A 24098-nucleotide genomic window follows, 5' to 3' on the forward strand; every position below is an offset into this window, starting at 1 on the left:
GGCCCCGCTCAGGCGGGCGGGCGCGGCAGGTCGAGGCCCTTGGGCGACAGGGTGAAGATCTCGACCCCCGTCTCCGTCACCGCCACCGTGTGCTCGAACTGGGCCGAGAGCGAGCGGTCGCGGGTGACGGCGGTCCAGCCGTCGGAGAGCACCTTCACGTGGGGCCGGCCGAGATTGATCATCGGCTCGACGGTGAAGAACTGGCCGGGGCGCAGCACCACGCTGTAGCTCGGCTCGACGTAGTGCAGGATGGTGGGCGCGTCGTGGTAGCTGCGCCCGAGGCCGTGGCCGCAGAAGTCGCGCACCACCGAGCAGCGCTCGGCCTCCGCGTAGGCCTGGATCGCCGCGCCGATGTCGTTGGTGGTGGCGCCGGGCTTGATCGCCGCGATGCCGCGCATCATCGCCTCGTGGGTGATCTCGCACAGGCGCGCGGCCCGCCGCGGCACCTCTCCCACATAGGCCATGCGGCTGGAATCGCCGTGCCAGCCGTCGACGATCAGGCAGATGTCGAGGTTGACGATGTCGCCCTCGCGCAGGGGCTTGTCGTTCGGGATGCCGTGGCAGACGACGTGGTTGATCGAGGTGCAGATCGATTTCGGGTAGCCGCGGTAGAACAGCGAGGCCGGATAGGCGCCGTGGTCCATCGCGAAGGTGTAGGCGAGTTGGTCGAGGGCCTCGGTGGTGACGCCGGGCGCCACCGCCTCCATGAGCAGGTCGAGGGCCTCGGCGGTGAGCCGGCCGGCCTTGCGCATTGCCTCGAAGGCCTCCGCCCCGTGGATCGGCGGCTCCTGGCGGCGGCCGGTCTCGGCCGTCCTCTGCTCGTCACGACTCATGGAACCGGATCCGGCTTGACGGGGTGCGCGGGCTGCGGGCGTGCGGTGGATGTAGGCTCTTCCGGCACGGAAGCCAAGCGCGCCGCGGCGCGCACCGCCGCATGTCTCCCCCGCGCGCGGCGCCCCGCGCCGCGGGCCCGCGCTCAGCGGGGATCGACCCAGGGCGCCGGCGCGGCCCGGGCGACCCGGGCCGGCGGGGCGGCCCGCGCGGGCCGCGCCGTCCGCACCCGCGCGGCGCGGCGGCGCAGGTGCCGGCGGGGCTTGGCGGTCTCGCCCCAGGCGGCGCCCACCAGCCCGCCGACCACGGCGCCGATCGGCCCGGCCACGACGGCCCCGGCCACGACCCCGGCGCCGGCCCCGATCGCCGTGCTGCTCTGGGCGAGGCCCGGCCGCGGCACCAGGAGCGCGGCCGCGGCGGCCCCCGCGATGATCCAGCGCCTCATGCGGGTCCCCCTCGTCCTCGCGCCTGTCGATGGCGGAGCCGTCGCAGGGGATCGTGTCGAAAGCAGGACCGGCGACGCGCCGCCCCCTAGGCGCCCCGGGCGGGAGGGGCTAGAGGGACGCCGAGAGCCAAGCTCCAGGCAGGATCCCCGCGATGGCAGACAAGGCCGTACCCCACTTCCACAACCAGGACGGCGCCCGCGTCATCCACGTCGGTTCGAAGGAGTTCATGTGCATCGGGGCGCTGCCGCCCTTCGACCACCCGCACGTGTTCCTCGACATGGGGGCGGAGAGCGAGATCATCTGCCAGTACTGCTCGACGCTGTACCGCTACCGCGGCGACCTGAAGCCGGGCACGGCCGACCCGGCCTCGGCGGTCTGGGACGATCGCGCCCGCCTTGCCGCCGAATAAGCCGCTCCCGGACGGGCCGGGCCTCCGGATCGCGATCGCCGGGGCGGGGATCGGCGGGCTGACCGCCGCCCTGGCGCTCGCGGCGCGCGGCCACACGGTCACCCTCGTCGAGCGCCGCACCGCCTTCAGCGAGGTCGGGGCGGGGCTGCAGCTCTCGCCCAATGCGAGCCGGCTCCTGACCGATCTCGGCCTCGGGCCGGCCCTGCGCCGGGTGGCGGGCGAGCCCGCCCGGGTGCGGATCCGCGGCCTGGCGAGCGGGCGGACGATCGGCGAGGTCGCGCTCGGCGCGGCGATGCGCGAGCGCTTCGGGGCGCCCTACCTGGTGATCCACCGGGCGGACCTGCAGACGATCCTGCTCGACGCGGTGCGCGGCCGGCCCGGCATCCGGCTCCTGGTCGGGCGCGCCGCGACGGGGTTCCGCGAGACGGCCTCGGGCGCGAGCCTGACGGTGGAGAGCGCGGGCGGCCGGGCCGAGACCCTCGAGGCCGACCTCGTCGTCGCGGCGGACGGAATCCGCTCGGCCCTGCGGGCGCGCCTCGACGGGGGTGCGCTGCGGCCGGTCGGGGCGGCGGCCTGGCGCGCGACGCTGCCGCGCGGCCAAGCGCCGGGCGCCCTCCAGGGGGACGAGACCGGCCTCTGGCTCGGCCGCGGCCGGCACGTGGTGCATTACCCGATCGCCGGCGGCGAGCGGATCAACGTCGTGGCGGTCCTGCCGGACCGGCGCGACGAGGCGGATTGGAGCGCCCCGGGCGATCCGGCCCGGCTGCGCGCGGGGTTCGCGGACGCCGCGGCCCCGCTCGCCGAGCTGCTGGCGCAGCCGCGGGACTGGCTGGTCTGGACCCTGGCGGACCGGCCGGCGGCCCGGCCGATGGCCCGCGGGCGGCTCGCGCTCCTCGGCGACGCGGCCCATCCGGTGCTGCCCTTCCTGGCCCAGGGGGCGGCGCTGGCGATCGAGGACGCGGCGGTGCTCGCCGCCTGCCTGGCGGGCGCCCCGGTGCCGCAGGCCCTCGCGGCCTACGCGGCCGCGCGCCGCCCGCGGGCGCGCCAGGTTCAGCGTCAGGCGCGCCGCAACGGGCGCGTCTACCACGCGGGCGGGCTGGTGGCGGCGGCCCGCGACGCCGTGATGGCCCGGCTCGGCCCCGCCCGCATGACCGAGCGCTACGCCTGGCTGTACGGCTGGAGGCCGGCCGAACCGACCGGCGCTTGATCTGCGCCCCGGCGCCGGGGTAACCGGGGCGGGCGCGGACGTGGCGGAATCGGTAGACGCACGAGACTTAAAATCTTGCGGCCGCAAGGCCGTGCGGGTTCGAGTCCCGCCGTCCGCACCAGCCTCGGGCCGCATCCTCGCCCGGCACCGCCGGCCCGCTCCGCCCGCCAGCCGGCGGCGTTCCGCCCGACGCTCACTCGACCAGTTCGCTCGCCCGAGCGAGCGCGGAGGGAGGCACCTCGAGGCCGAGGTAATCGGCCGTCCTCAGATTGAAGACGTAATCGAACTTGATCGGTTGCTCGATCGGCAGGTCTCGCGGATGAGAGCCGCGCAGGATCTTCGCGACGTAGGAGGCCGAGCGCCGGAACATGTCGTAGAAGTCGGGACCGTACCCGACCAAGCCACCGGCTTTCACGTACGGCCCCTCTCCGATCGACGCCAACCTGTGCTTTAGGCAGAGGTTCGCCAACGTCCGCACGTTGTCCGTGAGCAAGGCGTCGTGGATCAGCGACACCGCACCGACGCGGCTGCTCGCGATCGTGGCGAAGGCCGCCTCGAATTCCTGCGGGGACTGGATTGCGACGGGCCTGAGTTCCACGCCGAGGGAGCGGGCGGTGGATCCGAGCGCCCGCAGATCGGGCTGGGCGACGGGGTTGGCGACGTTGAACACGGTCGCGAGGCTGGTCAGCCCGGGGATGCACTCCTTGAGGATCTCCAGGCGTTTCGCGGAGATCTGAGGCGCAAAGAAGCTCAAGCCGGTGATGGTGCCGCCGGGATGCGCGAGGCTGTCCACCAAACCGGTCATCGCGATGTCGCTGGTCGTCGCCACCACGATCGGCACGTCTCGCGAGGCCTGCTTGAGCGCGGCCGTCGCGGGGTAGCCGTGCGTGACGATGACGTTGGGCCGGCTATCGACCAATTCGCGCGCAAGCGCGGCAAGCCGCACGTAATCGCCGAGCGCCCACCGAAAATCGAGAACGACGTCCCTGCCGTCCTCGTACCCCAATTCCCGCAATCCGAGCTTCAGGGACTCGACCTGCCGCGCGTAGCCATTCGGCGTGGCCGCACCCAGGAAGCCGATTCGCGGCAGCACCGGCTGGGATCGCGCCAGCATGGGGCGGCTCACAGAGGCGGCGCCCAAAGTCGCCAGAAACTGACGCCGTTTCATCTTCGCACCGCCCGGGTCTGGGGCTCCACTCCGCACTTGGTCCGTACAGTCGGTCCGCACCAGCAAGACTGCCGATACCGGGTTGGTTCCTCGCTCCGCGAGCCAAGTGCCGGTTGGTCCCACGGCCAAGCGCTGCTCTGCTTCGGGTTCGGCCGGATCGGCGCGGGCGAACCGCCGCGAGGCCGAACGCGCGGGCCAAGCGCGCCGGCGCGCAGCCGGGCCGGACCGGCGTCAGCAGCCGCGGGGAGGAGACCTGCCTCGCGCCTCGGGGAACGCGGCCGCTCCGGTCGCGAGCGGGCACCGGACCCCGTCCGCCGTCGGGAGCGGAGGGTCCGCACCGCCCCGCGCGCGGCCACGGTAGAGGACGGGCGCCAGGACCGGGAGGACGCAGCCTCCATGGACGCCGCGCAGGGCCGAGGCGAGACCCCGCATCGGAGGGGCCGCGCCGGCCGCGACGCCGCAATCAGGCCGCCGGCAGGGGAATCCCCGGCACGGCCCGGGGCGCACCGGCCTCGGGCGGCGGCACCAGGACGGGCGCGCGCGGCGCCGCGTCCGGCGCGTTGTAGGGGCGATTGTAGCAGAGCCGGACGGCGATCCAGAACGCCTCCCGCTCCTCGGCGCTGAGGTGACTCAGGCAGCCGGCGAGGAGGGCTTCGCCGGCGCTCGCCCAGGCCGCGCGCTGCTTGGCCGTCAGGCTCTCGATCGGCGCCCGAGCGCCCGCGAGCCCCTGGTCGGAGAGGTCATGATCATGAAGCGCCTGCACCGCACCGCCCCGTGCTGTTGGAGGTCGCCCACTCAACGCACGAAGCCTGACGGCGATCCCGCAATGCGGCAAGTTGGCCGCCACCCGCACCGCGTCCCCGGGACGAGGAGCCCGGGTTCGGCACCGCGGCCCGCGCGCCCGCTGCCGCGAGGCCCGCCCCGTGCGCCTCGGCTTTCTGGCTGAACCGTTCGCGAGGCGCGGCGTTGCCATGCTCGTCGGGGATGACGCACGAGGCAGGGAATGCGGCGCGGACACGGAACGGGACTCAGGATCGCGGCGATCTGGGTCGCGATGATGACGGCGACCGCGCTGGTGAGGGCGGCCGTCGCGGGCCCGGCCGGGATCAGTCTGGAGCAGCTGACCCGCTCAGCCCCGATCCAGGCTCCCGTCACGGCCAAGAAGCGGTCGCGCACCGCCGATCACCGCAAGGACGAGGCGGCCGCGGCGCGACGCACGGAGTGAGGGCCGGCCGCGCCTCGCCCGGATCGGGCGGCGGCGAGCCCGGTGCCGCGCCTGCGCCCCTCGCAAGTGATCCGGGCACTGGTGCGGGCCGTCGCGGCGTCCCCGTCCGGCGCTCTCCCGGCGCGCCCCGGCGCAGGGCCGGACCGCGTTGACCCGCCCGTCGATCTGTGGAACCAGCCCGCCGGGACCGAGGGGAAGAGGATGTCTGAGAGCGACACCCTGGCGCAGGCGCTCGCCGACGTGAGCCAGCGGCGGGCCGCGCTGGAAGCCGAGTACGAGCGCATCGGCAGCGAGCTGGCGAAGCTCCGCCTCGCCGAGAACGCGCTGCGGGCGATCGTCGACGACACCGACCTGCCGCTCGCCGGACTGGCGGGCACCGCCGGCCTGCCGCTCGCGGGAGCCGGCCGAGGCGGCGAGGACGGTCGGGCGCGGCAGCCGCGGGCCGCGGGCGAACTCGGCCAAGGGGCGCCTCAAGGCGCTGCTGGAGGGCGCCGGACCGCAGGGCCTGACCAGCGCGCAGATCGCCCGCCAGCTGCCGGACGTCGCGCCTGGGACCCTCAACACCTATCTCAGCGTCATGGTCGCGGGCGGCGAGGCCGTCCGGGCCGGGGAATTCTACCGGGGCGTTCGCCCCGCCGAGGCCGCCCTGTCCGACGAGCCCGACGAGGCGGCGCCCGACGGGGAGGCCGGCGCCGACCTCGCCGGATGACGCCTGCCGCCGTCGCGTGACCGGACGCTGCGGCACGTGCTAGGCTCCCCCGCGGGAGCCGCACGGGCGGGACGTCGCGATGGATGTCGACGCGCTTCTCCGCGAGATCAGCCGCCGGATCGTCGAGATCGAGCTGCGGTCGACGGCCCTCGCCGCGCGGGTGGCGCAGCTCGCCAGCCTCGGTCTCGAGGCCGGCGAGGTGGAGCAGCGGCTCTGGGCCGCCATCGACGCCCTGACGGTGCTGCGCTGCGAGCAGTGGATCCTCCAGGGGCTGCGAGGCGCGGACCGCGCGGACGAGATCCTCGCCAGGGCCGCCGCGTGCGACGAGGACGCCGCGGCCCGCCTCCGGGCGCGGACCGAGGTGACGCGGGACGGCGCCGGATCCTGAGCCGGCCCGAATCCGGCCCGACGCAAGTCGACCTGCGCCGCAACGGCTTGCGGAACACTTGAAGAACGCTTAACCTGTTCGCGATTTGTACCATGTCGCGCGTCGGCGCAGGCGATGAGAGTGACCCATGCTCACCCGTAAGCAGTTGGACCTGCTCCGCTTCATCCAGCAGCGGATGCGCGAGACCGGCGTCCCGCCCTCCTTCGACGAGATGAAGGACGCCCTCGACCTCAAGTCCAAGTCCGGCATCCACCGTCTCATCACGGCCCTGGAGGAGCGCGGCTTCCTCCGCCGGCTGCCGAACCGGGCCCGCGCGATCGAGGTCATCCGCATCCCCGAGGCGGTGGCGAGCGGCCCCGCGGAGGTGGTGCGCTTCACGCCGAGCGTCGTCGAGGGGGGGCGCTCCTCGGCCCCGGTCAAGCCCGCCCCGCTGCCGACCGCCCTGGTCTCCGACGAATCCGGGCACGCGGTCAGCATCCCGGTCATGGGCCGGATCGCCGCCGGCACGCCGATCTCGGCCATCCAGAGCCAGAGCCGCAGCGTCGCGATGTCGCCGGACTTCCTCGCCGGCGGCGAGCACTACGCCCTGGAGGTGCGCGGCGACTCGATGATCGAGGCCGGCATCCTGGACGGGGACTTGGTGGTGATCCGCCGCCAGGACACCGCCAATACGGGCGACATCGTGGTGGCGCTGATCGACGACGAGGAGGCGACCCTCAAGCGCCTGCGCCGCCGCGGCTCGTCGATCGCCCTCGAAGCCGCCAACCCGGCCTACGAGACCCGGGTCCTTGGGCCCGACCGGGTCCGCATCCAGGGCCGCCTCGTCAGCCTCATCCGCAAGTACTGAGGCAATTACCTCCTGAGGCAAGTACTGAACCGTCCCCGGCTCCGGTTCGACCCGTAACCCTCGCGCGGACGGCCGTCATCCGCCGCGCGCGAGCCCCTCTCGGCCCCGCAGATCGGGACGACGCCTGGTTGATCCCGGTCGAGGGGAAGCGCCGATGACGCGTGGTCCGGCGCGAACACCTTCCTTCCCGCAGCTGACGCATGGTGACGCCGGGCCGCGTCGCGATCAGGCAGGCGCGCGCAGCGTAGAGCAGGGTGATGGCCGGCCTCGCGCCCGCGGCGACAGTTTGCGTGTGGTGGGAGATGCGCTCCTGTGGCATGTCTCCACCTTGCGGAACTGCTGGTTGCGCGGCGGATCTGCGCTGGCGTAGGGGAAGCTTAACCGAGCCATCCGATACCTCGAAGCCGGTCCGAGGGACGGAGGAGCCGCTCCTGCGTCGGAGAGGCCAGTGCGGGGCACGACATGCCGGATGGCTCCATCCTGTTGATCGCGGACGATTCCGCGCCGGCTCTCGGGCTCGCGCACGAACTCGCCCGCCTGATGCCCTGCATCGCCATGCGGCCGGAGGATCCGCCGCCGCCCGGCCCGCACGCCGCCGTGGTGCTCGATCTGGGTCCGGCCGAGGTCGCGCTCGGCACCGGCCTGCGGCGCTCGATCAGCGGCCTGCGCGCCCGGGGTGTCCCCTGCCTCGGCCTCGCCCGCGACGCGCCGGCCGCCGCGCTCGCGCGGGCGCGCGGGGCGGCGACGGTCCTCAACGCGCATGCACCCTCGCACGTGATCGCGCGCGAGATCGCGGACGCGATCGCCGGCGAGGCCGCCGCGCGGGCGCGGGAGCCGCTCTGGCAGACCCGCATCCGCGCCGCCGAGGCGAGCACGCTCGTCACCCAGGCGTTTCACGCCGCCACCGCGGGCAGGGCGATCAGCCGCGAGGACATCGACCTCGGCACCGAGATCGTGCTCGACGCGATGAGCGAGGCCGGGATCCGGGCGTGGCTCGACGTGATCCAGGCCCACGCGATCAGCGTCTACCAGCACTCGCTGGGGGTGGCCGGCTACGCGGCGGCCCTGGCGGGGCGGCTCGGCTTCCGGCACCAGGACCAGATGCGCCTCGTGCGGGCCGCCCTGCTGCACGACGTCGGCAAGGCGCGCATCCCCCACGCCATCCTGGACAAGCCGAGCAGCCTCACGGAGGAGGAGATGGCGGTGATGCGCACCCATCCGGTGATCGGGGCGCAGCTCCTGGCCCGCCAGCCGGGCTTCGACGCGGAGACCCTCGACGTGGTGCGCCACCACCACGAGATGCTGGACGGGTCGGGCTACCCGGACGGCCTGTCGGGCCGCGCGATCGGCGACCTCGTGCGCCTCGTGACGATCTGCGACATCTTCTCGGCGCTGACCGAGCGGCGGCCCTACCGTGCCCCGATGGCGGCCGAGGAGGCCTGGGCGGTGATGGAGCGGATGGGGCCGAAGCTCGACGCGGCGCTCCTCGCCGCCTTCCGCCCGGTGGCGCAGGCGGGCGCCGTCGCCCGCGCGGCCTGAGGCGGGGCGCCGGCCCGGCTCCCGCGGGGAGCCTCAATCGTCCGCCAGCACGCGGTACTCGGCGCCGTCGATGTCCTCGTACTGGCCCGAGCGCAGCGCCCACAGGAAGGCGCAGAGGCCCATCCCGCCGAGGAAGAGGGCGATCGGGATCATCAGGATGAGCACGTTCATGGCTGAGCAATCTCCGGCCGGTGGGGCGTCCGGCGCGCCCGCAGGGCGTTGAGCGTGACGATGACGGACGAGCCGGACATGGCGAGGGCGGCGATGAGCGGCGTGAGCAGGCCCGCGGCGGCGAGCGGGATCGCCGCGACGTTGTAGGCGGCCGAGACCCACAGGTTCTCCAGCATGAGCCGCCGCGCCGCCCGGCCGATCCGCAGCACCGCCAGGACCGGCGCGAGGTCGCGGCCGAGGAAGAGCGCGTCGGCCGCCGCCTGGCTGACATGCGCCGCGGTGACCGGGGAGAGCGAGGCGTGGGCGGCCGCGAGGGCGGGCGCGTCGTTGAGCCCGTCGCCGACCATCAGCACCCGGCGGCCCTGCGCGCCGAGGGCCTCGATGCGGCGGATCTTGTCCTGCGGCGCGAGCCCGCCCTCCCACTCGGCGACGCCGAGGGCGCCGGCCGCGGCGGCCACCGCCTCCGGCCGGTCGCCGGAGAGGATCAGCACCCGGTACCCCTCCGCCCGCAGGCTGCCGAGCACCCGCTCCGCGTCGGGGCGCAGGGCTTGGCGCACCCGGAACACGACCGGCGGGGCGTCGCCGTCCTTGAGGCAGATCGCCGAGGAGCCGGGATCCTGCGCGAGGGCCCGCTCCGCCTCGGCCTCCGCCTCGCAGAACCGCGGCGCGCCGAGCCGCACGAGGCGCCCCTCGACCACGGCCCGCACGCCGAGCCCGGCCGCCTCCTCGGCATCGGGCAGCGCCCGGGCCTCCGGCACCGCCGTCGCCAGGGCGGCCGCCATCGGGTGCCGGCTCGACAGGGCGAGCCGCGCGGCGAGGGCCAGGGCCTCGGACTCGTAGCGCCCGGCCAGGACCGGCTCCGGCAGGGTCAGGGTGCCGGTCTTGTCGAAGGCGACCGTGTCGATCGCCGCGAAGCGCTCCAGCGCCTCGCCGCTGTTGAGGAGGACGCCCTCGCGGAACAGCGCCCCGGCGGCGACGACCTGCACGGCCGGGATGGCGAGGCCGAGGGCGCAGGGGCAGGTGACGATCAGCACCGCCACGGCGGTGAGGAGGGCCGCGTGGAACCCGGCCCCCGCGGCCAGCCAGCCCGCGAGGGTGAGGAGCGCGGCCGCGTGGACCACCGGCACGTAGAGGCGCGTTGCCCGGTCGGCGAGGACCAGGGCGCGGGACTTCGCCTCCAGCGCCCGGCGCATCAGCGCCTCGACCTGGTCGAGCAGGGTGCCCCGCGTCGCGGCCGTGACCCGCACGGTGAGCGCCCCGCTGGCGTTGAGGGAGCCGGCATGGACCATGTCCCCCGGCCCGGCCGTCACCGGAGCGGTCTCGCCCGTGACGAGGCTGCGGTCGAGTTCCGACCGGCCCTGCGCCACGACGCCGTCGACGGGCACCCGCTCGCCGGGCCGCACCAGCACCGTGTCGCCGGGGGAGAGATCGGCCACCGGCACGTCGCGCACCGCCCCATCCGCCCCGACCCGGGCGGCCGTCTCGGCGCGCAACGCCGCGAGGTTCTCGGCGAGCGCCAGGGTGCGGCGGCGCATCACCTGATCGAGCACCCGCCCGATCAGGAGGAAGAACAGCAGCATGATGGCGCCGTCGAAATAGGCGTGCGGCGCGCTCATCGCCGTCTCGACCACCGACATCGCGAGGGTCAGCACGACCCCGAGGGTGATCGGGAAGTCCATCGTGATGCGGCCGGCGCGCAGGCCGCGCAGCGCGCCCTCGTAGAAGGGCCGCCCCGCATAGGCCGCCGCCGGCAGCGCCACCAGCGCCTGGATCCAGTGGAAGAGGTCGCGGTTCTCGGGCGTCATGTCGGAGACGTTGCCGGCCCAGACCGAGACCGCCAGCAGCATCACGTTCATGGACGCGAAACCCGCCACCGCGAGGGCGCGGATCAGCCGCTCGGTCTCGCGCGCCGCCACCGCGTCGCCGCGCCGGTGCGGGTCGAACGGGTGGCCGCGATAGCCCAGGCGGGTGAGCGCGGCGAGCACCTCCCCGATCTCGGCCGGCGCGCCGGGCGCCCAGGTCACCGAGAGGCGCCGGTCGGTGACGTTCAGGCGCGCGGCCCGGACGCCCGGGAGCAGGCCGATCCCGCCCTCGATCGTGCCGAGGCAGGCCGCGCAGCGCACGCCCTCGACCGCGAAGACGGCGCGGCTTGCCCCGTCCGGCTCCTCGGCCAGGAAGGCTGCGTAGTCCCGCGGCAGCGAGGACCGGGTGTTCGCCGCGCTCCAGGCGGCGTGCGCCTCCACGTAGGCGAGCGCCGCATCGGTGCAGCACATGCGGTGTCTCCCACTCAGTCGAGGACGAGGCGGCTGCGGCGGCGGAAGACCCGGCCGGTCGCGTCGGCGGCGTCGACCACGAGGTCCCACTGGCCGGGCAGCACCGCCTCGGCCCGCCCCGCATAGGTGCCGGGCCGCGCCTCGGAGAGGGGGAGCACGACGTCCTGGCGCTTGTCGGTCGGGCGCTCGAGCCGCGCCTCGACCCGCAGCCCCGGGAGCGGCGCCTCGGCGCGGTCGCTCAGGCGGGCCGTGACGGCGACCCCCGCCCCGGCGCGCGCGACCTCGGCGGCGAAGTGCCAGCCGCGCTCGGCCTGGGCGCGGGCGAGGCGGATCTCCGCGTTGTAGACCTGCCCGGCATGGTAGGGCGACTTCTCGTCGAGGCCCGACCAGGTGCGCAGGGCCGACGTGACCAGGAACGCGTTCGCGGCGGCGACCGTCCCGAAGAAGAGGAGGCCGATCATCAGGACGCGGCGGCCGGTGAGGGGCGCGCCGGGGGGGGACATCGTGCTCGCCATGGTCAGGGGGCCTTGAAGTGATCCTGCGCGGTGGCGGTCTCGCCCGAGTCGAGATCGGTGACGCGCAGGGTGAGGGGGGTGGACTTGTCGCGGCCGGCGCCGGCCGGCGCGAAGGCGAGGGCCCGGAATTCCTGCGTGGCGTCCGGGCCGACCGCGAGGCGGCCGTCCGGCGCGCCCAGCACCTCGACCCGCAGGTCCGGCACGCCCTCGACGGCGAGGGCGAAGCGGCGGACCTCCGGACGCTTGTTGACGATGCGCAGGGTCAGGCCGTTGCGGATGGTGCCGTCCGCCAGGGTGACGAAGAGCGGGTTGCGGTCGTGCAGGACGCTGAGGCTGGTGAAGCTGCGCGTGGCGAGCCCGACCAGCATGGTGCCCCCGACCGCCGCGACGAGCAGGCCGTACAGCACCGTGCGCGGCCGCACGAGGCGGGTCACCGGGGCCTCGCCGCGCCGCCGCCGCTCGCAATTCGCCTCCGTGTCGTAGGCGATGAGGCCGCGCGGCCGGCCGAGCTTGGTCATCACCGCGTCGCAGGCATCCGCGCAGAGGCCGCACTGGATGCAGGGCATCTGCAGCCCGTCGCGGATGTCGACCCCGGTCGGGCACACGACGACGCATTGGCGGCAATCGACGCAGTCCCCCGCGGGCTCGCCGGCGCGGCGCAGGGCCTGGGCCCGCTTGGCGGCGGTGCGGGGCTCGCCGCGGTCGTACCGGTAGGTGATGGCGAGGGAATCGTCGTCGGTGAGCGCGCCCTGGATGCGCGGCCAGGGGCACATGTAGGTGCAGACCTGCTCGCGCATGTGGCCGGCGAGGGTGTAGGTGGTGAAGGTCAGGGTCAGGATCGCCGCGTAGGCGGCGGGCGGGGCCTGGAAGGTGGCGAGCTGGTGCACCAGGGTCGGCGCGTCCGCGAAGTAGAGGACCCAGGCGCCGCCGGTCCACCACGCGATGCCGATCCAGATCGCGTGCTTGAGGATCCGGGCGCTCAGCTTCTCGAGCGACCAGGGCGCGGCGTCGAGGCGCATGCGGGCGCGCCGGTCGCCCTCGATCAGGCGCTCGATGCCGAGGAAGAGGTCGGTCCAGACCGTCTGCGGGCAGAGGTAGCCGCACCAGACCCGGCCCGCCACCGCGTTCATGAAGAACAGCGTGAAGGCCGCCAGGATCAGCAGCCCCATCACGTAGGTGACCTCCTGCGGCCACAGCTCGATCGAGAAGAAGTAGAGGCGGCCGCGGTCGAGGTCGATCAGCACCGCCTGGGACGGCTCGTGCGGGCCGCGGTCCCAGCGCAGGAAGGGCACGAGGTAGTAGATCGCCAGCGTGACGGCGAGCACGCACCAGCGGATGGTGCGGAAGGTGCCGCGCACGCCCTGCGGGTGGATCTTCCGGCGCGCCGCGTAGAGCTGGCCCGTCTCCTCGGGCACGACGCCCGGGACGACGCGCTCGCGCCCGACGAGGAGGGTGGTGGTCCCCGCCCTGGGGGCGGTGTCGAGAGCGTCCATCCGGCGAGATCCTGCCCGCCGGGAGGGCGGGCGCTGCCGGTCTCCGTCGCGCGGGCGGGGGCCGCGCGCCTTGATCTGGCGCAAACCGGACGCGTGCGGGGCGGCGGTTGCGGAGCGTGGCGGAGGGCGCGGTCGCGTTGATCGCGCGGGTCACCGCGCGTGACGCGGGACGGGCGGCGCTGGCCGCCGGGCGCGCCGAGCCCGGCGCACGCCCGCTCTCCGCTCCGGTTCCGCCACGAGCCTCCACGGCCCATCGGGCGCCCGGCGGATGACCCGCCGGCCTGCCGAGGCAGGTCCGCTCAGCCGTGCCCCAGCATCGCCAGGACCGCGTGGATCAGGGTCGCGCCGCCGATCGGCGCGATCAGCAGGAGCAGGGCGTTCACGACGACCAGCCACAGGAGCAGCTGCTCCTGGCGCCGGGTCAGCCGAGGCCGGCGGGGGGGCGGCTCCCAGAACGGCTTCCATCCTCCCTCGGCGTACATCGGCGTCTCCACCTCGTCGCGGTTCCGGCGATCCTGGGCGCTTTCCGACAGCGTGGAAACCGGGCGCGTCGCGGCAAATGAACCGCGGCCGCGCGGGAGGCGGCGGGGATCGCGTCAGCCGGCCGCGGCCGCGTCGAGCAGCCAGACGAGGTCGCCCGCGGACCGGACGCGGCCGGCCGGCAGGTCCTCCCCCGCGGCGAGGCGCGCCAGCGGCGCGCGCTTGCCCTCGCCGGTGACGAGGACGAGCACCAGCCGCGCCGAGGCCAGGGCCGGGAAGGTCAGGCTCACCCGCGGCACGAAGGGCGCGAGCCCGGCCTCCGGGACGGCGACGACCCAGGCTTCCGCCGCGAGTTCCGGCTTGCCCGGGAACAGCGAGGCCGTGTGCCCGTCCTCGCCGAGGCCGAGCAGCACGAGGTCGAACAGGGGCCGGGCCGGGTCGAGGACCGCGCCCCCGTAGGCGGCCCGCAGCCGGTCCGCGTAGGCCTCCGCCGCGGCCTCCGGGCTCGGCCCGGTCGGGATCGGGTGGAGGTGGCCCGGCGGCAGCGGCGAATCGGGACCGAAGGCCTCCTCGACCATGCGCCGGTTGCTGCCGGCCTCCGGCGCGGGGCCGACGCGCTCGTCCCCGAAGAACCAGTGGATCCGCCCCCAGGGCAGCCGCGTGCGGAAGTCCGGGCCGGCGAGCAGCCCGTAGAGGCGCCTGGGCGTCGAACCGCCCGCCAGCGCGACCCGGCAGGTCCCGGGTGCCGCGGCGAGCGCCACCAGCCGCTCGGCCGCCGCCCGGGCGACCGCCTCCGCGTCGGGCAGCACCTCGGTTCCGGGAGGCAGGATCGCCATGTCAGTGCGTCCCCAGCGGGCGCCACGCCCGCCCGTCGCGCGCCAGGAGGTCGTCCGCCTCGGCCGGGCCGGCGCTCCCGGCGGGGTAGGGGGCGGGCTCGCGCGCGGGCGCATCGAGGATCGGCTGCACGATGCGCCAGCCCGCCTCGATCATGTCGGCCCGCTGGAACAGGGTCGAATCGCCCGTCATCGCGTCGTAGATCAGCGTCTCGTAGCCGGTGCTCGCCTCGACCTGGAAGAAGTCCCGGTAGCAGAAGCGCATCTCCACGGTGTCGAGCCGCACGCTCGGCCCCGGCACCTTGGCGCCGAATTGCAGCGAGATGCCCTCGTCGGGCTGCAATTGCAGCATCAGCCAGTTCTCGACCGCCGCGTCGACGCCGGTCCCGCGGAACAGGGCGAGGGGCGCCTGCTTGAAGCGGATCGCGATCTCGGTGTCGCGCCGTGCCATCGCCTTGCCGGTGCGCAGGTAGAACGGCACCCCGGCCCAGCGCCAATTGTCGATCCCGAGCTTGAGCGCCACGAACGTCTCGGTGCGGCTGTCCGCGGCGACGTCGGGCTCGCGCCGGTAATCGGGCACGCGGCGATCCTGCACCCGGCCCGCCGCATACTGCCCGCGCACCGCCGCCTCGACGGCGGCCGAGGGGGTGGCGAGCAGCACCTCCTCCTTCTTGTCGCGCACCGCCTCGGGCGCGAAGGAGATCGGCGGCTCCATGGCGACCAGGGTGTAGAGCTGGAACAGGTGGTTCGGCACCATGTCCCGGAGCGCGCCCGTCGCCTCGTAGAAGCGCCCGCGGCCCTCGACGCCCACGGTCTCCGCCACGGTGATCTGCACGTGGTCGATGTGGTCGCGGTTCCAGAGCGGCTCGAACAGCCCGTTCCCGAACCGGAAGGTCATGATGTTCTGGACCGTCTCCTTGCCGAGGAAATGGTCGATGCGGAAGATCTGGTCCTCCGCGAGCACCTCGCGGATCTCGCGGTTGAGGGCCTGGGCCGAGGCGAGGTCGTGGCCGAAGGGCTTCTCGATGATCACCCGCCGCCACGCGCCCTCCGGCGCCCGGGTGAGCCCCGCCTGCCCGAGCCGCGTCACCGTCGGTCCGAACAGGCTCGCCGCCACCGCGAGGTAGAACAGGGCGCTGCCGCCCTCCGGCGCCCCCGCCACCTCGGCGAGGCGGGCCTTCAGGTGCGCGAAGGTCCCGGCCTCGGCGAGGTCGCCCGACAGGTAGGTGATCCGCCGCGCGAGGCGGTTCCAGACCGCCTCGTCGAAGGAGCCGCCGCCCGCCTCGCCGCCCTTGGCGGTCACGAAGCCCCGCACCTTCCCGGTGAGGTCGTCGCGATAGGCCTCCGAGGACATCTCGCTGCGGCTCACCCCGACGATCGCGAAGCGCTCCGGCAGGAGGTTCCAGCGCGCGAGGTGGTAGAGGGCCGGCATCAGGAGCCGGTGCGTCAGGTCGCCGGTCGCCCCGAAGATCACCAGGGTGCAGGCGGGGGCGGGCGGGGCGCTCGTGCGGCCGATCCGTTCGGTCATGGGGGCTCCGGGGGTCGTGCCACGAGAGCAGGATCCGATCACGCCGCCGCCGGGTCCTGCTCTCGGTCCTTGCTGCGGACGCGAGTTCCGCGACGAAGAAGGGGCGGCCGCTTCGTCGGACAACGCGCTACCGGGGTTCCTGGTGGCCGCCGAAGCCCTTGCGCATGGCCGAGAGCAGCTTGTCGGCGAAGGAGGCGGTCTCCCGCGAGCGGAAGCGGGCGTAGAGGGCGGCCGCCAGCACGTTCGCCGGCACCGCCTCCTCGATCGCGGCGTTGAGGGTCCAGCGCCCCTCGCCCGAATCGACCACGAAGCCCGAGAACGCGTCGAGGTGCTCGTCCCGCGCCAGCGCCGCCGCCGTCAGGTCGAGGAGCCAGGACGACACCACGCTGCCCCGCCGCCACACCTCCGCGATGTCGCCGAGGTCGAGGTCGAAGCGCTGCGCCTCCGGCAATTCCTCCGAATTGGCGTGGCGCAGGATGTCGAAGCCCTCCGCGTAGGCCTGCATCAGGCCGTACTCGATCCCGTTATGGATCATCTTGACGAAGTGGCCCGCCCCGCTCGGGCCGGCATGGATGTAGCCCTGCTCGGCGCGGGGATCGCGGCCCTCGCGGCCCGGGGTGCGCGGCACCTCGCCGAGGCCCGGCGCCAGGGTGGCGAAGATCGGGTCGAGCCGGTCGACCGCCTCCTTGGCGCCGCCGATCATCATGCAGTAGCCCCGCTCCAGCCCCCAGACGCCGCCCGAGGTGCCGACGTCGACGTAGTGCAGCCCCTTCTCGCGCAGCCGCGCCGCCCGCCGGATGTCGTCCTTGTAGAAGGAATTGCCGCCGTCGATGACGACGTCGTCCGGCTCCATCAGCTCGGCGAGGCGCGCGACCGTCTCCTCGGTCGGGGCACCGGCCGGCAGCATCACCCAGGCCGCCCGCGGCCGGCCGAGCTTGGCGACGAACTCCTCCAGGGTCGCGGCACCGGCCGCGCCCGCCTCGACCAGGGCCGCCACGGCCTCGGGCGAGCGGTCGTAGACGACCGCGCCGTGGCCGGCCCGGATGAGCCGCCGCACGATGTTGCCGCCCATCCGCCCCAGACCGACCATCCCGAGCTGCATCGCGCCCCTCCGCGTCCCGTGCGGGGCCGAGGCGGCCGCGCACCCGCCACCAGTTAGGTCAGGGCCCGGCGGATTCGATCGAGCCCCGCCGTGAGGTCCCCCTTGACGTGGACGCGCAGCGCCCGCCGCCCGCGCTCCGACAGGACCCCGAAATCGCCCCGCGCCTGCGCCGCAAGGACCGTGCCGAAGCCGACCGCGCGGCCGGGGATCGGCAAGTCCGGCCCCTCGGCGGTGATCTGCAGGAAGACGCCGCTGTCGGGCCCGCCCTTGTAGGCCTGGCCCGTCGAGTGCAGGAAGCGCGGCCCGAACTCGACGCAGGTCGCCACCCGCTTTCCGTCGCGCAGGGCGAGGCGCGCCGCCTGCAGGGGGGCGAGGTTCTCCGCGTTGCGCGCCACGTAGGCGAGGAGCGCGACGTAGTCGCCCGCGCCCGCCCGCCCGATCAGCGCGCGGATCAGGCCTTCCGGGTCCGCGGCCCCGGCCTCGCGCAGCGCCTGCGCATTGGCCGCGTCCGTGTAGAGGGCGAGGCCCGCATCCTGCGCCAGCGGCGTCTCCGGGGGCAGCGCGCCGTCCCGCTCGGCCGCCTCCGTCAGCTCCCGCGTCTTGATCTTGCTCGCCTCGACGTCGGGCTGGTCGAACGGGTTGATGCCGAGGACCGCCCCGGCGACCGCCGTGGCGATCTCGAACCGGAAGAACTCCTGCGGCAAGCCCTCGCGGGAGGCGAGCGCGATCCGCGCCACCGGGTGGCCGGCGGCTTCGAGCGCCGCCACGCCCGCATCCTGGGCCGCGTCGGCGCCGTCGTCGAGGCGCAGGTAGACGAAGAACCGGTCGCCGCCATAGACCTCGGGCGCCCCGAGGGGCTCGTTGTCGATCGGGATCAGGCCCTTGCCCTCCTTGCCGGTCGACTCGGCGATGAGCTGCTCGGCCCAGGCCCCGAAGGTCGCGATGCCAGGCGAGGCCACGAGCGTGACCTTGTCGCGGCCCGCCTCCCGCGCGGCGATCCCGAGGGCGAGGCCGAGCTGGACCCCGGGATTGACCGCCGGGGGCACGTCCCGGCCGCAGGCCCGCACCATGCGGCGCGCGCCCTCCAGGAAGGCCGCCGCGTCGATGCCGCTCGCCGCCGCCGGCACCAGCCCGAAGGCCGAGAGGACCGAGTAGCGGCCGCCGATCTCCGGCACGCCGTGGAAGATCCGCCGGAAACCGCCGGCGGTGGCGGCCTTCTCCATGGCCGAGCCCGGATCGGTCACGGCGACGAAGTGGCGCCCGGCCGCTTCGCCCACGACCTCGCGCATGCGGGCGAGGAAGTAGTCCCGGAAGACGTTCGGCTCGAGCGTCGAGCCGGATTTCGACGCCACGATGAACAGGGTGCGGGGCAGGTCGACCGCCGCCTCGACGGCCTTCACCTCCGCCGGGTCGGTCGAGTCGAGGATGCGCAGGCGCGGGAAGCCGGGCCGCCGGCCGTAGGTCTCGGCCAGCACCTCGGGCCCGAGGCTGGAGCCGCCCATGCCGAGCACCACCGCGTCCGTGAACCCCTCGGAGCGGATCTCCTCGGCGAAGGCGGCGTAGTCGCCGGCCCGGGCGGTCTGGTCCGCGACGATGTCGAGCCAGCCGAGCCAGCGCGCCTCGTCGGCCCCGGTCCAGACCGAGGCGTCGCGCTGCCACAGGCGGCGCACCAGCCCCTCGGCGCGCCAGCGCTCGGCTTCCCTGTCGACGCCCTCTCGCAGGGCGCCGAGCGACAGGGCCTGGCGGTCGAGGCGGTCGCCCAGGATCTGCGCCCGCTTGGCCGCCACCGCGCCGAGGAGCTTGTCGGCGGCGTCGACGAAGAGCTGCACGCCCTCGCGGACGAGGTCCCGGGCCACCGCGTCGAGGTCGATGCCGGCGCGCGCGAGGTCGGCGAGCACCCGCTCGGCCCCGCCGACATCCTCCTCCAGGCTCGCCCGCACCCGGCCGTGATCGCGGAACGCGTCCATCGTGGCGGGCGGGATGGTGTTGACCGTGTCCGGCCCGATCAGTTCCTCGACGTAGAGCACGTCCGAGTAGGCCTTGTTCTTGGTGCCGGTGGAGGCCCAGAGCAGGCGCTGGGGATGCGCACCCTTGGCCGCCAGCGCCGCCCAGCGCGGCCCGGCGAAGAGCCGCCGGAAGCGCTGGAAGGCGAGCTTGGCGTTGGCGATCGCGACCTTGCCCTTCAGCCCCTCCAGGGCGGCCCTCTCGTCGCCGCCCGCCCGCGCGATCCGCGCGTCGAGCTTCGCGTCGACCGCCGAGTCGATGCGGCTGACGAAGAAGCTCGCGACGCTCGCCACCCGGCCGACCGGCCCACCCCTGGCGGCGAGCTCCTCCAGGCCCGCGATGTAGGCCGTCGCCACCTCCTCGTAGACCTCCTGCGAGAACAGGAGAGTGACGTTGACGTTGATGCCCTCGGCGGTGAGGGCCCGGATCGCCGGCAGCCCCTCGGGGGTCGCCGGCACCTTGATCATCAGGTTGTCGCGGCCGACGGCGGCCCAGAGGCGGCGCGCCTCCTCGAGGGTCTCGGCGGTGTTCATCGCCAGGTAGGGCGAGACTTCGAGGCTCACGAAGCCGTCCTGCCCGCCGGACGCGTCGTAGACCGGCCGCAGCACGTCCGCCGCCGCCCGGATGTCGGCGATGGCGAGCCCCTCGTAGAGCTCGATCACCGCCCCGTCGCCGGCCTCGCGCAGGGCCGCGTCGTAGGCGTCCGAGTGGCCGATCGCCTTCTCGAAGATCGCCGGGTTGGAGGTGACGCCGCGCAGACCGTCCTCGGCGACGAGGCGCTGCAGGTCGCCCCCGGCGACGAAGCCGCGCGCCACGAAGTCGAGCCACACGGCCTGACCCTGCTCCGCATGCAGCGCCTTCAGCGGATTCATGCCGGTCTCCCTGATTCCGTCACGCCGGAATGTGGCGAGCGGGGAGCCGCTGTCCAGGGGGAAATCGCCCCCTCGCGCCGAGGATGGCCGTTCCGGGCGGCGCGGAAACGCGCGGTTTACCATTCGGCCCGATCCTCAGGGGATGGAGAGGCCGCCCGCGGCTCGGCCCGCCGTGGCGGCGCAGGCCGCGGACGCCCGGCAGGCGGCGGCCCGGCGGGCGGCCGCCCGCCCGCCAGCGAGGATCCCCGACCCCATGATCTCCCGCGCGGAACGCTCGCATCTCGGCGACTGGTGGTGGACCGTCGACCGGGCCCTGCTCGCCGGCCTCGGCACGCTGATGACGATCGGCCTCGTCTTCCTGATGGCGGGCGGCCCGCCCGTGGCCGAGCGCCTCGGCCTGCCGACCTTCCACTTCCTGAACCGCCAGGTGATGTTCCTGGTGCCCTCGATCGGGCTGATACTGGCGGTGTCGTTCCTGTCGCTGCGCCACGTGCGCCGGCTCGCCCTCGTCACCTACCTGATCGGGATCGTGCTCTGCGTGGTCGCCACCAAGTACGGGCCGGAGATCAAGGGCGCGCATCGCTGGATCCAGTTCGGCTCGATCGGCGTCCAGCCCTCCGAATTCGTGAAGCCGGCCTTCGTGGTGCTGGCCGCCTGGGCCTTCGCCGAGGGAGCGCGGCGCCGGGACATGCCGGGCGGCACGCTCGCGGTGATGCTCCTGCCGATGACCATCGTGCCGCTGATCCTGCAGCCCGATTTCGGCCAGACCATGCTGCTCACCATGGTGTGGTGCTGCATGGTGTTCGTGGCCGGCCTGCACTGGATCTGGGTGGGGGGCCTCGGCGGGGCGGGCCTGCTCGGCGTCGGCGCCGCCTACCAGTTCCTGCCGCACGTGCGCGACCGCATCCACCGCTTCCTCGAGAAGGAGCCGACCGAGAACTTCCAGGGCTTCTGGTCGAAGGAATCCTTCCTGATGGGGGGCTGGTTCGGCACCGGCCCGGGGGAGGGGGTGGCCAAGCGCCACCTGCCGGACGCGCATACCGACTTCATCTTCTCGGTGGCGGGCGAGGAGTTCGGCACCCTGGCCTGCATCGGCGTCGTCCTGCTCTTCGCCTTCATCGTGATGCGCGGGCTGACGCTGGCGCGGCGCAGCGAGGACATCTTCTGCCGGCTCGCCATCACGGGCCTGACGACGCTGTTCGGACTGCAGGCCTGCATCAACATGCTGGTGAATGTCCGCCTGATGCCGGCCAAGGGCATGACGCTGCCCTTCATCTCCTCCGGCGGCTCGTCGCTGATCTCGCTCGCCCTCGGGATGGGGTTCCTGGTCGCGCTCACCCGGCGCCGCCCGCGCACCGCCCTCCTCAACCGCGACGAGGGCCTCGCGCGGTGAGGGGCGCCCGCCGGCGCGGCGCCCCCGAAGGGACGCAACCCGGGGGTGATCTTGCGGCCGAACCTGCCTAAAGAGCGGCCGGCATCGGAGATGGAAGGCCCGCCATGACGGTCGCGCAACCCCTCGTCCTCCTCGCCGCCGGCGGCACCGGCGGGCACCTGTTCCCGGCGGAGGCCCTGGCGCTGCGCCTGCGCGACCGCGGCATCCGGGTGGTGCTCGCCAGCGACGGCCGGGTCGAGGCGCTCTCGGGCGGCTTCCCGGCCTCCGAGATCGTGTCGATCCCCTCGGCCACCCCCTCGGGGCGCTCGCCGCTCGCCCGCGGGGCGGCCTTCCTGACGCTCGGCCGCGGCTTCGCGGCGGCGATCCGGGCGGTGCGGCGGCTCAACCCGGCGGTGGTGGTGGGCTTCGGCGGCTACCCGACCGTGCCGCCGCTCCTCGCCGCCCAGATGCTGAGGGTGCCGACCCTCCTGCACGAGCAGAACGCCGTCATGGGCCGCGCGAACGGCTTCCTCGCCCGCGGCGCCTCGGTGATCGCGACCGGGTTCTCCGAGGTGCGCGGCGTGCCCGCGCGGGCGGGCGCGCGGCGCGTCCACACCGGCAACCCGGTGCGCCCGGCGGTGCTGGCGGCGGCGGACACGCCGTACCCGGCCCTGTCACCGGACGGCCCGCTCCACCTCCTGGCCTTCGGCGGCAGCCAGGGCGCCCGGGTGATGAGCGAGGTCGTGCCCGAGGCGGTCGCCCGCCTGCCGGCCCCCCTGCGCGCCCGGCTGCACGTGGTGCAGCAGGCCCGGGCCGAGGACCTCGCCCGGGCCGAGGCCATCTACGGCCGCGCCGGGCTCGCCTCGGCCTCGGTCGCGCCCTTCTTCAAGGACCTGCCGGCCCGGATGGCCGCCGCCCACCTGGTGGTGGCGCGCTCGGGCGCCTCGACGGTGGCGGAACTCGCGGTGATCGGCCGGCCCGCCATCCTGGTGCCGCTGCCGGGCTCCCTCGACCAGGACCAGGCGGCCAACGCGGCCGTGCTCGGCGCGGCGGGCGCTGCCTTTCCCCGACCACAAACGGACTTCATTCCTGAGCGGCTCGCGGCCGATCTCGAGGCCCTGTTCGGCGCGCCCGAGCGGCTCGCCGCCGCCGCGGCCGCCGCCCGCAGGACCGGGATCCCCGACGCCGCCGAGCGCCTCGCCGCCCTGGTGGTCGAGACCGCGATCGCGGCCTCGACCCGCTGACCGTTCGCCAAGGACACCCGACCCATGAAGCTGCCGAACAAGCTCGGACCCATCCACTTCATCGGCATCGGCGGCATCGGCATGTCCGGCATCGCCGAGGTGATGCACAATCTCGGCTACACGGTGCAGGGCTCGGACGCGGCCGACAACTACAACGTCAAGCGCCTCGCCGAGAAGGGCATCCGCACCTTCGTCGGCCACCGGGCGGAGAACCTCGCGGAGGCCGAGCTCGTCGTGGTCTCGACGGCGATCCGCCGCGACAACCCGGAACTGGCGATGGCCCGCGAGCGCCGGTTGCCGGTGGTGCGCCGGGCCGAGATGCTGGCCGAGCTGATGCGCTTCAAGTCCTGCGTGGCGGTGGCGGGGACGCACGGCAAGACCACCACGACCTCGCTGGTGGCCACGCTGCTCGACGCCGGCGGGCTCGACCCGACGGTGATCAACGGCGGCATCATCAACGCCTACGGCACGAATGCCCGCATGGGCGAGGGCGAGTGGATGGTGGTGGAGGCCGACGAATCGGACGGCACCTTCCTCAAGCTGCCCGCCGACATCGCCATCGTGACCAACATCGACCCGGAGCACCTCGACCATTTCGGCTCCTTCGACGCCATCAAGGACGCGTTCCGGGCCTTCATCGACAACATCCCGTTCTACGGCTTCGCGGTGATGTGCATCGATCACCCGACCGTGCAGGACCTCGTCGGGCGCATCGAGGACCGCCGCATCATCACCTACGGCGAGAACCCGCAGGCGGATGTCCGCCTGATCGACGTCGACCTGAGGGGGGGCCAGAGCCGCTTTCGGGTGATGATCCGCGACCGCCGGCCGGGCTTCCGCCTGGAGATGGAGGATCTCGTCCTGCCGATGCCGGGCAAGCACAACGCGCTCAACGCCACCGCGGCCCTCGCGGTGGCGCACGAGCTCGGCGTCGCGCCCGAGGCGATCCGCCGGGCGCTCGCCGGCTTCGGCGGGGTGAAGCGCCGCTTCACCCGCACGGGCGAGTGGAACGGCGCGCAGATCTTCGACGATTACGGGCACCACCCGGTGGAGATCAAGGCGGTGCTGAAGGCCGCCCGCGCCTCGACCGAGGGCAATGTGGTGGCGGTGGTGCAACCGCACCGCTATACGCGGCTCGCCTCGCTGTTCGACGATTTCTGCACCTGCTTCAACGACGCCGACACGGTGATCGTGGCCCCGGTCTACGCGGCCGGCGAGGCGCCGATCGAGGGCTTCGACCGCGACACGCTGGTGGCGGGCCTGAAGTCGCGCGGCCACCGCAACGCGGTGGCGCTGGAGCGCAGCGAGGATCTCGCCGGCCTGGTCAACGGGCTCGTCGGCCCCGGCGACTACGTCGTGTGCCTGGGCGCCGGCAACATCACGCAATGGGCCTACGCGCTGCCGGGCGAGCTCTCGGCGCTCGGCGAGAAGGCGGCGTGAGC

Annotated in this window: 23 protein-coding genes and 1 tRNA gene; 11 read left to right on the forward strand and 13 right to left on the reverse strand. The window is 74.3% G+C overall.

Annotated elements, in window-relative coordinates:
* Positions 1-8 precede the first annotated feature (8 nt).
* Positions 9-833: a type I methionyl aminopeptidase gene (gene map / locus MET2598_RS0128285; protein ID WP_012336380.1), complete on the reverse strand. Its 825-nt coding sequence runs from the start codon at positions 831-833 to the stop codon at positions 9-11.
* A 143-nt stretch (positions 834-976) separates the two neighbouring features.
* A complete protein-coding gene (locus tag MET2598_RS0128290; protein WP_012336379.1) occupies positions 977-1276 on the reverse strand; it encodes a hypothetical protein in 300 nt (99 codons plus the stop codon).
* 152 nt (positions 1277-1428) lie between these two features.
* Here MET2598_RS0128290 and MET2598_RS0128295 point away from each other — a divergent pair, with 152 nt between their 5' ends.
* From MET2598_RS0128295 to MET2598_RS0128305, 3 genes are all read left to right on the forward strand, one after another.
* Positions 1429-1686, forward strand: a complete 258-nt coding sequence (locus MET2598_RS0128295; RefSeq protein ID WP_012336378.1) for a zinc-finger domain-containing protein — start codon at positions 1429-1431, stop codon at positions 1684-1686.
* Positions 1673-2893 (forward strand): FAD-dependent oxidoreductase, encoded by a 1221-nt coding sequence (locus MET2598_RS0128300; protein ID WP_018263154.1) that lies wholly within the window; start codon positions 1673-1675, stop codon positions 2891-2893. Before MET2598_RS0128295 ends, MET2598_RS0128300 begins: the two co-directional genes overlap by 14 nt.
* 34 nt (positions 2894-2927) lie before the next feature.
* Positions 2928-3014, forward strand: a tRNA-Leu gene (locus MET2598_RS0128305).
* A 72-nt stretch (positions 3015-3086) separates the two neighbouring features.
* On the opposite strand, the gene MET2598_RS0128310 is transcribed toward MET2598_RS0128305, so the two are convergent.
* Complete coding sequence (locus MET2598_RS0128310; protein WP_018263155.1) at positions 3087-4007, reverse strand: ABC transporter substrate-binding protein; 921 nt, start codon at positions 4005-4007, stop codon at positions 3087-3089.
* A 517-nt stretch (positions 4008-4524) separates the two neighbouring features.
* Positions 4525-4824 carry a hypothetical protein gene (locus tag MET2598_RS0128315; RefSeq protein WP_012336346.1) on the reverse strand — a complete coding sequence of 100 codons (300 nt, stop codon included), beginning with the start codon at positions 4822-4824 and terminating at the stop codon, positions 4525-4527.
* A 240-nt stretch (positions 4825-5064) separates the two neighbouring features.
* Here MET2598_RS0128315 and MET2598_RS0128320 point away from each other — a divergent pair, with 240 nt between their 5' ends.
* The 5 genes from MET2598_RS0128320 to MET2598_RS0128340 all read left to right on the forward strand — a co-directional run bounded on the left by MET2598_RS0128320 (position 5065) and on the right by MET2598_RS0128340 (position 8769).
* The gene (locus tag MET2598_RS0128320) at positions 5065-5286 is read left to right on the forward strand and encodes a hypothetical protein (protein WP_012336345.1); all 222 of its coding nucleotides are present in this window, start codon (positions 5065-5067) and stop codon (positions 5284-5286) included.
* Between the two features lie 577 nt (positions 5287-5863).
* Entirely contained in the window at positions 5864-5995 is a 132-nt protein-coding gene (locus MET2598_RS43475) for a hypothetical protein (protein ID WP_018263156.1), read from the forward strand.
* A 79-nt stretch (positions 5996-6074) separates the two neighbouring features.
* Positions 6075-6383: a hypothetical protein gene (locus MET2598_RS0128330; RefSeq protein ID WP_018263157.1), complete on the forward strand. Its 309-nt coding sequence runs from the start codon at positions 6075-6077 to the stop codon at positions 6381-6383.
* A 127-nt stretch (positions 6384-6510) separates the two neighbouring features.
* Positions 6511-7230: a transcriptional repressor LexA gene (gene lexA, locus MET2598_RS0128335; protein ID WP_012336342.1), complete on the forward strand. Its 720-nt coding sequence runs from the start codon at positions 6511-6513 to the stop codon at positions 7228-7230.
* A 462-nt stretch (positions 7231-7692) separates the two neighbouring features.
* The gene (locus tag MET2598_RS0128340) at positions 7693-8769 is read left to right on the forward strand and encodes an HD-GYP domain-containing protein (protein ID WP_018263158.1); all 1077 of its coding nucleotides are present in this window, start codon (positions 7693-7695) and stop codon (positions 8767-8769) included.
* 33 nt (positions 8770-8802) lie between these two features.
* On the opposite strand, the gene ccoS is transcribed toward MET2598_RS0128340, so the two are convergent.
* The 9 genes from ccoS to MET2598_RS0128385 all read right to left on the reverse strand — a co-directional run bounded on the left by ccoS (position 8803) and on the right by MET2598_RS0128385 (position 20040).
* Positions 8803-8940 carry a cbb3-type cytochrome oxidase assembly protein CcoS gene (ccoS, locus tag MET2598_RS0128345; RefSeq protein ID WP_012336340.1) on the reverse strand — a complete coding sequence of 46 codons (138 nt, stop codon included), beginning with the start codon at positions 8938-8940 and terminating at the stop codon, positions 8803-8805.
* Positions 8937-11213 carry a heavy metal translocating P-type ATPase gene (locus tag MET2598_RS0128350; protein ID WP_018263159.1) on the reverse strand — a complete coding sequence of 759 codons (2277 nt, stop codon included), beginning with the start codon at positions 11211-11213 and terminating at the stop codon, positions 8937-8939. Before MET2598_RS0128350 ends, ccoS begins: the two co-directional genes overlap by 4 nt.
* Positions 11214-11227: 14 nt before the next feature.
* On the reverse strand, positions 11228-11716 hold the full coding sequence (locus MET2598_RS0128355; protein ID WP_236728828.1) for a FixH family protein: 489 nt from the start codon (positions 11714-11716) through the stop codon (positions 11228-11230).
* 14 nt (positions 11717-11730) lie between these two features.
* The gene (gene ccoG / locus MET2598_RS0128360) at positions 11731-13221 is read right to left on the reverse strand and encodes a cytochrome c oxidase accessory protein CcoG (RefSeq protein ID WP_012336337.1); all 1491 of its coding nucleotides are present in this window, start codon (positions 13219-13221) and stop codon (positions 11731-11733) included.
* Between the two features lie 299 nt (positions 13222-13520).
* Positions 13521-13703, reverse strand: a complete 183-nt coding sequence (locus MET2598_RS0128365; protein WP_018263161.1) for a hypothetical protein — start codon at positions 13701-13703, stop codon at positions 13521-13523.
* Between the two features lie 114 nt (positions 13704-13817).
* Positions 13818-14537 carry a 6-phosphogluconolactonase gene (gene pgl, locus MET2598_RS0128370; protein ID WP_012336335.1) on the reverse strand — a complete coding sequence of 240 codons (720 nt, stop codon included), beginning with the start codon at positions 14535-14537 and terminating at the stop codon, positions 13818-13820.
* Between the two features lies 1 nt (position 14538).
* Positions 14539-16062, reverse strand: a complete 1524-nt coding sequence (gene zwf, locus MET2598_RS0128375; protein WP_018263162.1) for a glucose-6-phosphate dehydrogenase — start codon at positions 16060-16062, stop codon at positions 14539-14541.
* Positions 16063-16189: 127 nt separating this feature from the next.
* A complete protein-coding gene (gene gnd / locus MET2598_RS0128380) occupies positions 16190-17164 on the reverse strand; it encodes a phosphogluconate dehydrogenase (NAD(+)-dependent, decarboxylating) (protein WP_018263163.1) in 975 nt (324 codons plus the stop codon).
* Between the two features lie 53 nt (positions 17165-17217).
* A complete protein-coding gene (locus MET2598_RS0128385) occupies positions 17218-20040 on the reverse strand; it encodes a bifunctional transaldolase/phosoglucose isomerase (RefSeq protein ID WP_018263164.1) in 2823 nt (940 codons plus the stop codon).
* 253 nt (positions 20041-20293) lie between these two features.
* Here MET2598_RS0128385 and MET2598_RS0128390 point away from each other — a divergent pair, with 253 nt between their 5' ends.
* From MET2598_RS0128390 to murC, 3 genes are all read left to right on the forward strand, one after another.
* Positions 20294-21433, forward strand: coding sequence for an FtsW/RodA/SpoVE family cell cycle protein (locus tag MET2598_RS0128390; protein ID WP_012336331.1), 1140 nt, complete (start codon positions 20294-20296; stop codon positions 21431-21433).
* 104 nt (positions 21434-21537) lie between these two features.
* Positions 21538-22656: an undecaprenyldiphospho-muramoylpentapeptide beta-N-acetylglucosaminyltransferase gene (gene murG, locus MET2598_RS0128395; RefSeq protein WP_018263166.1), complete on the forward strand. Its 1119-nt coding sequence runs from the start codon at positions 21538-21540 to the stop codon at positions 22654-22656.
* Positions 22657-22680: 24 nt separating this feature from the next.
* On the forward strand, positions 22681-24096 hold the full coding sequence (gene murC, locus MET2598_RS0128400; protein WP_012336329.1) for a UDP-N-acetylmuramate--L-alanine ligase: 1416 nt from the start codon (positions 22681-22683) through the stop codon (positions 24094-24096).
* The last annotated feature ends 2 nt before the right edge of the window (positions 24097-24098 follow it).

This window comes from Methylobacterium sp. WSM2598 (assembly GCF_000379105.1).
GTDB lineage: Bacteria > Pseudomonadota > Alphaproteobacteria > Rhizobiales > Beijerinckiaceae > Methylobacterium.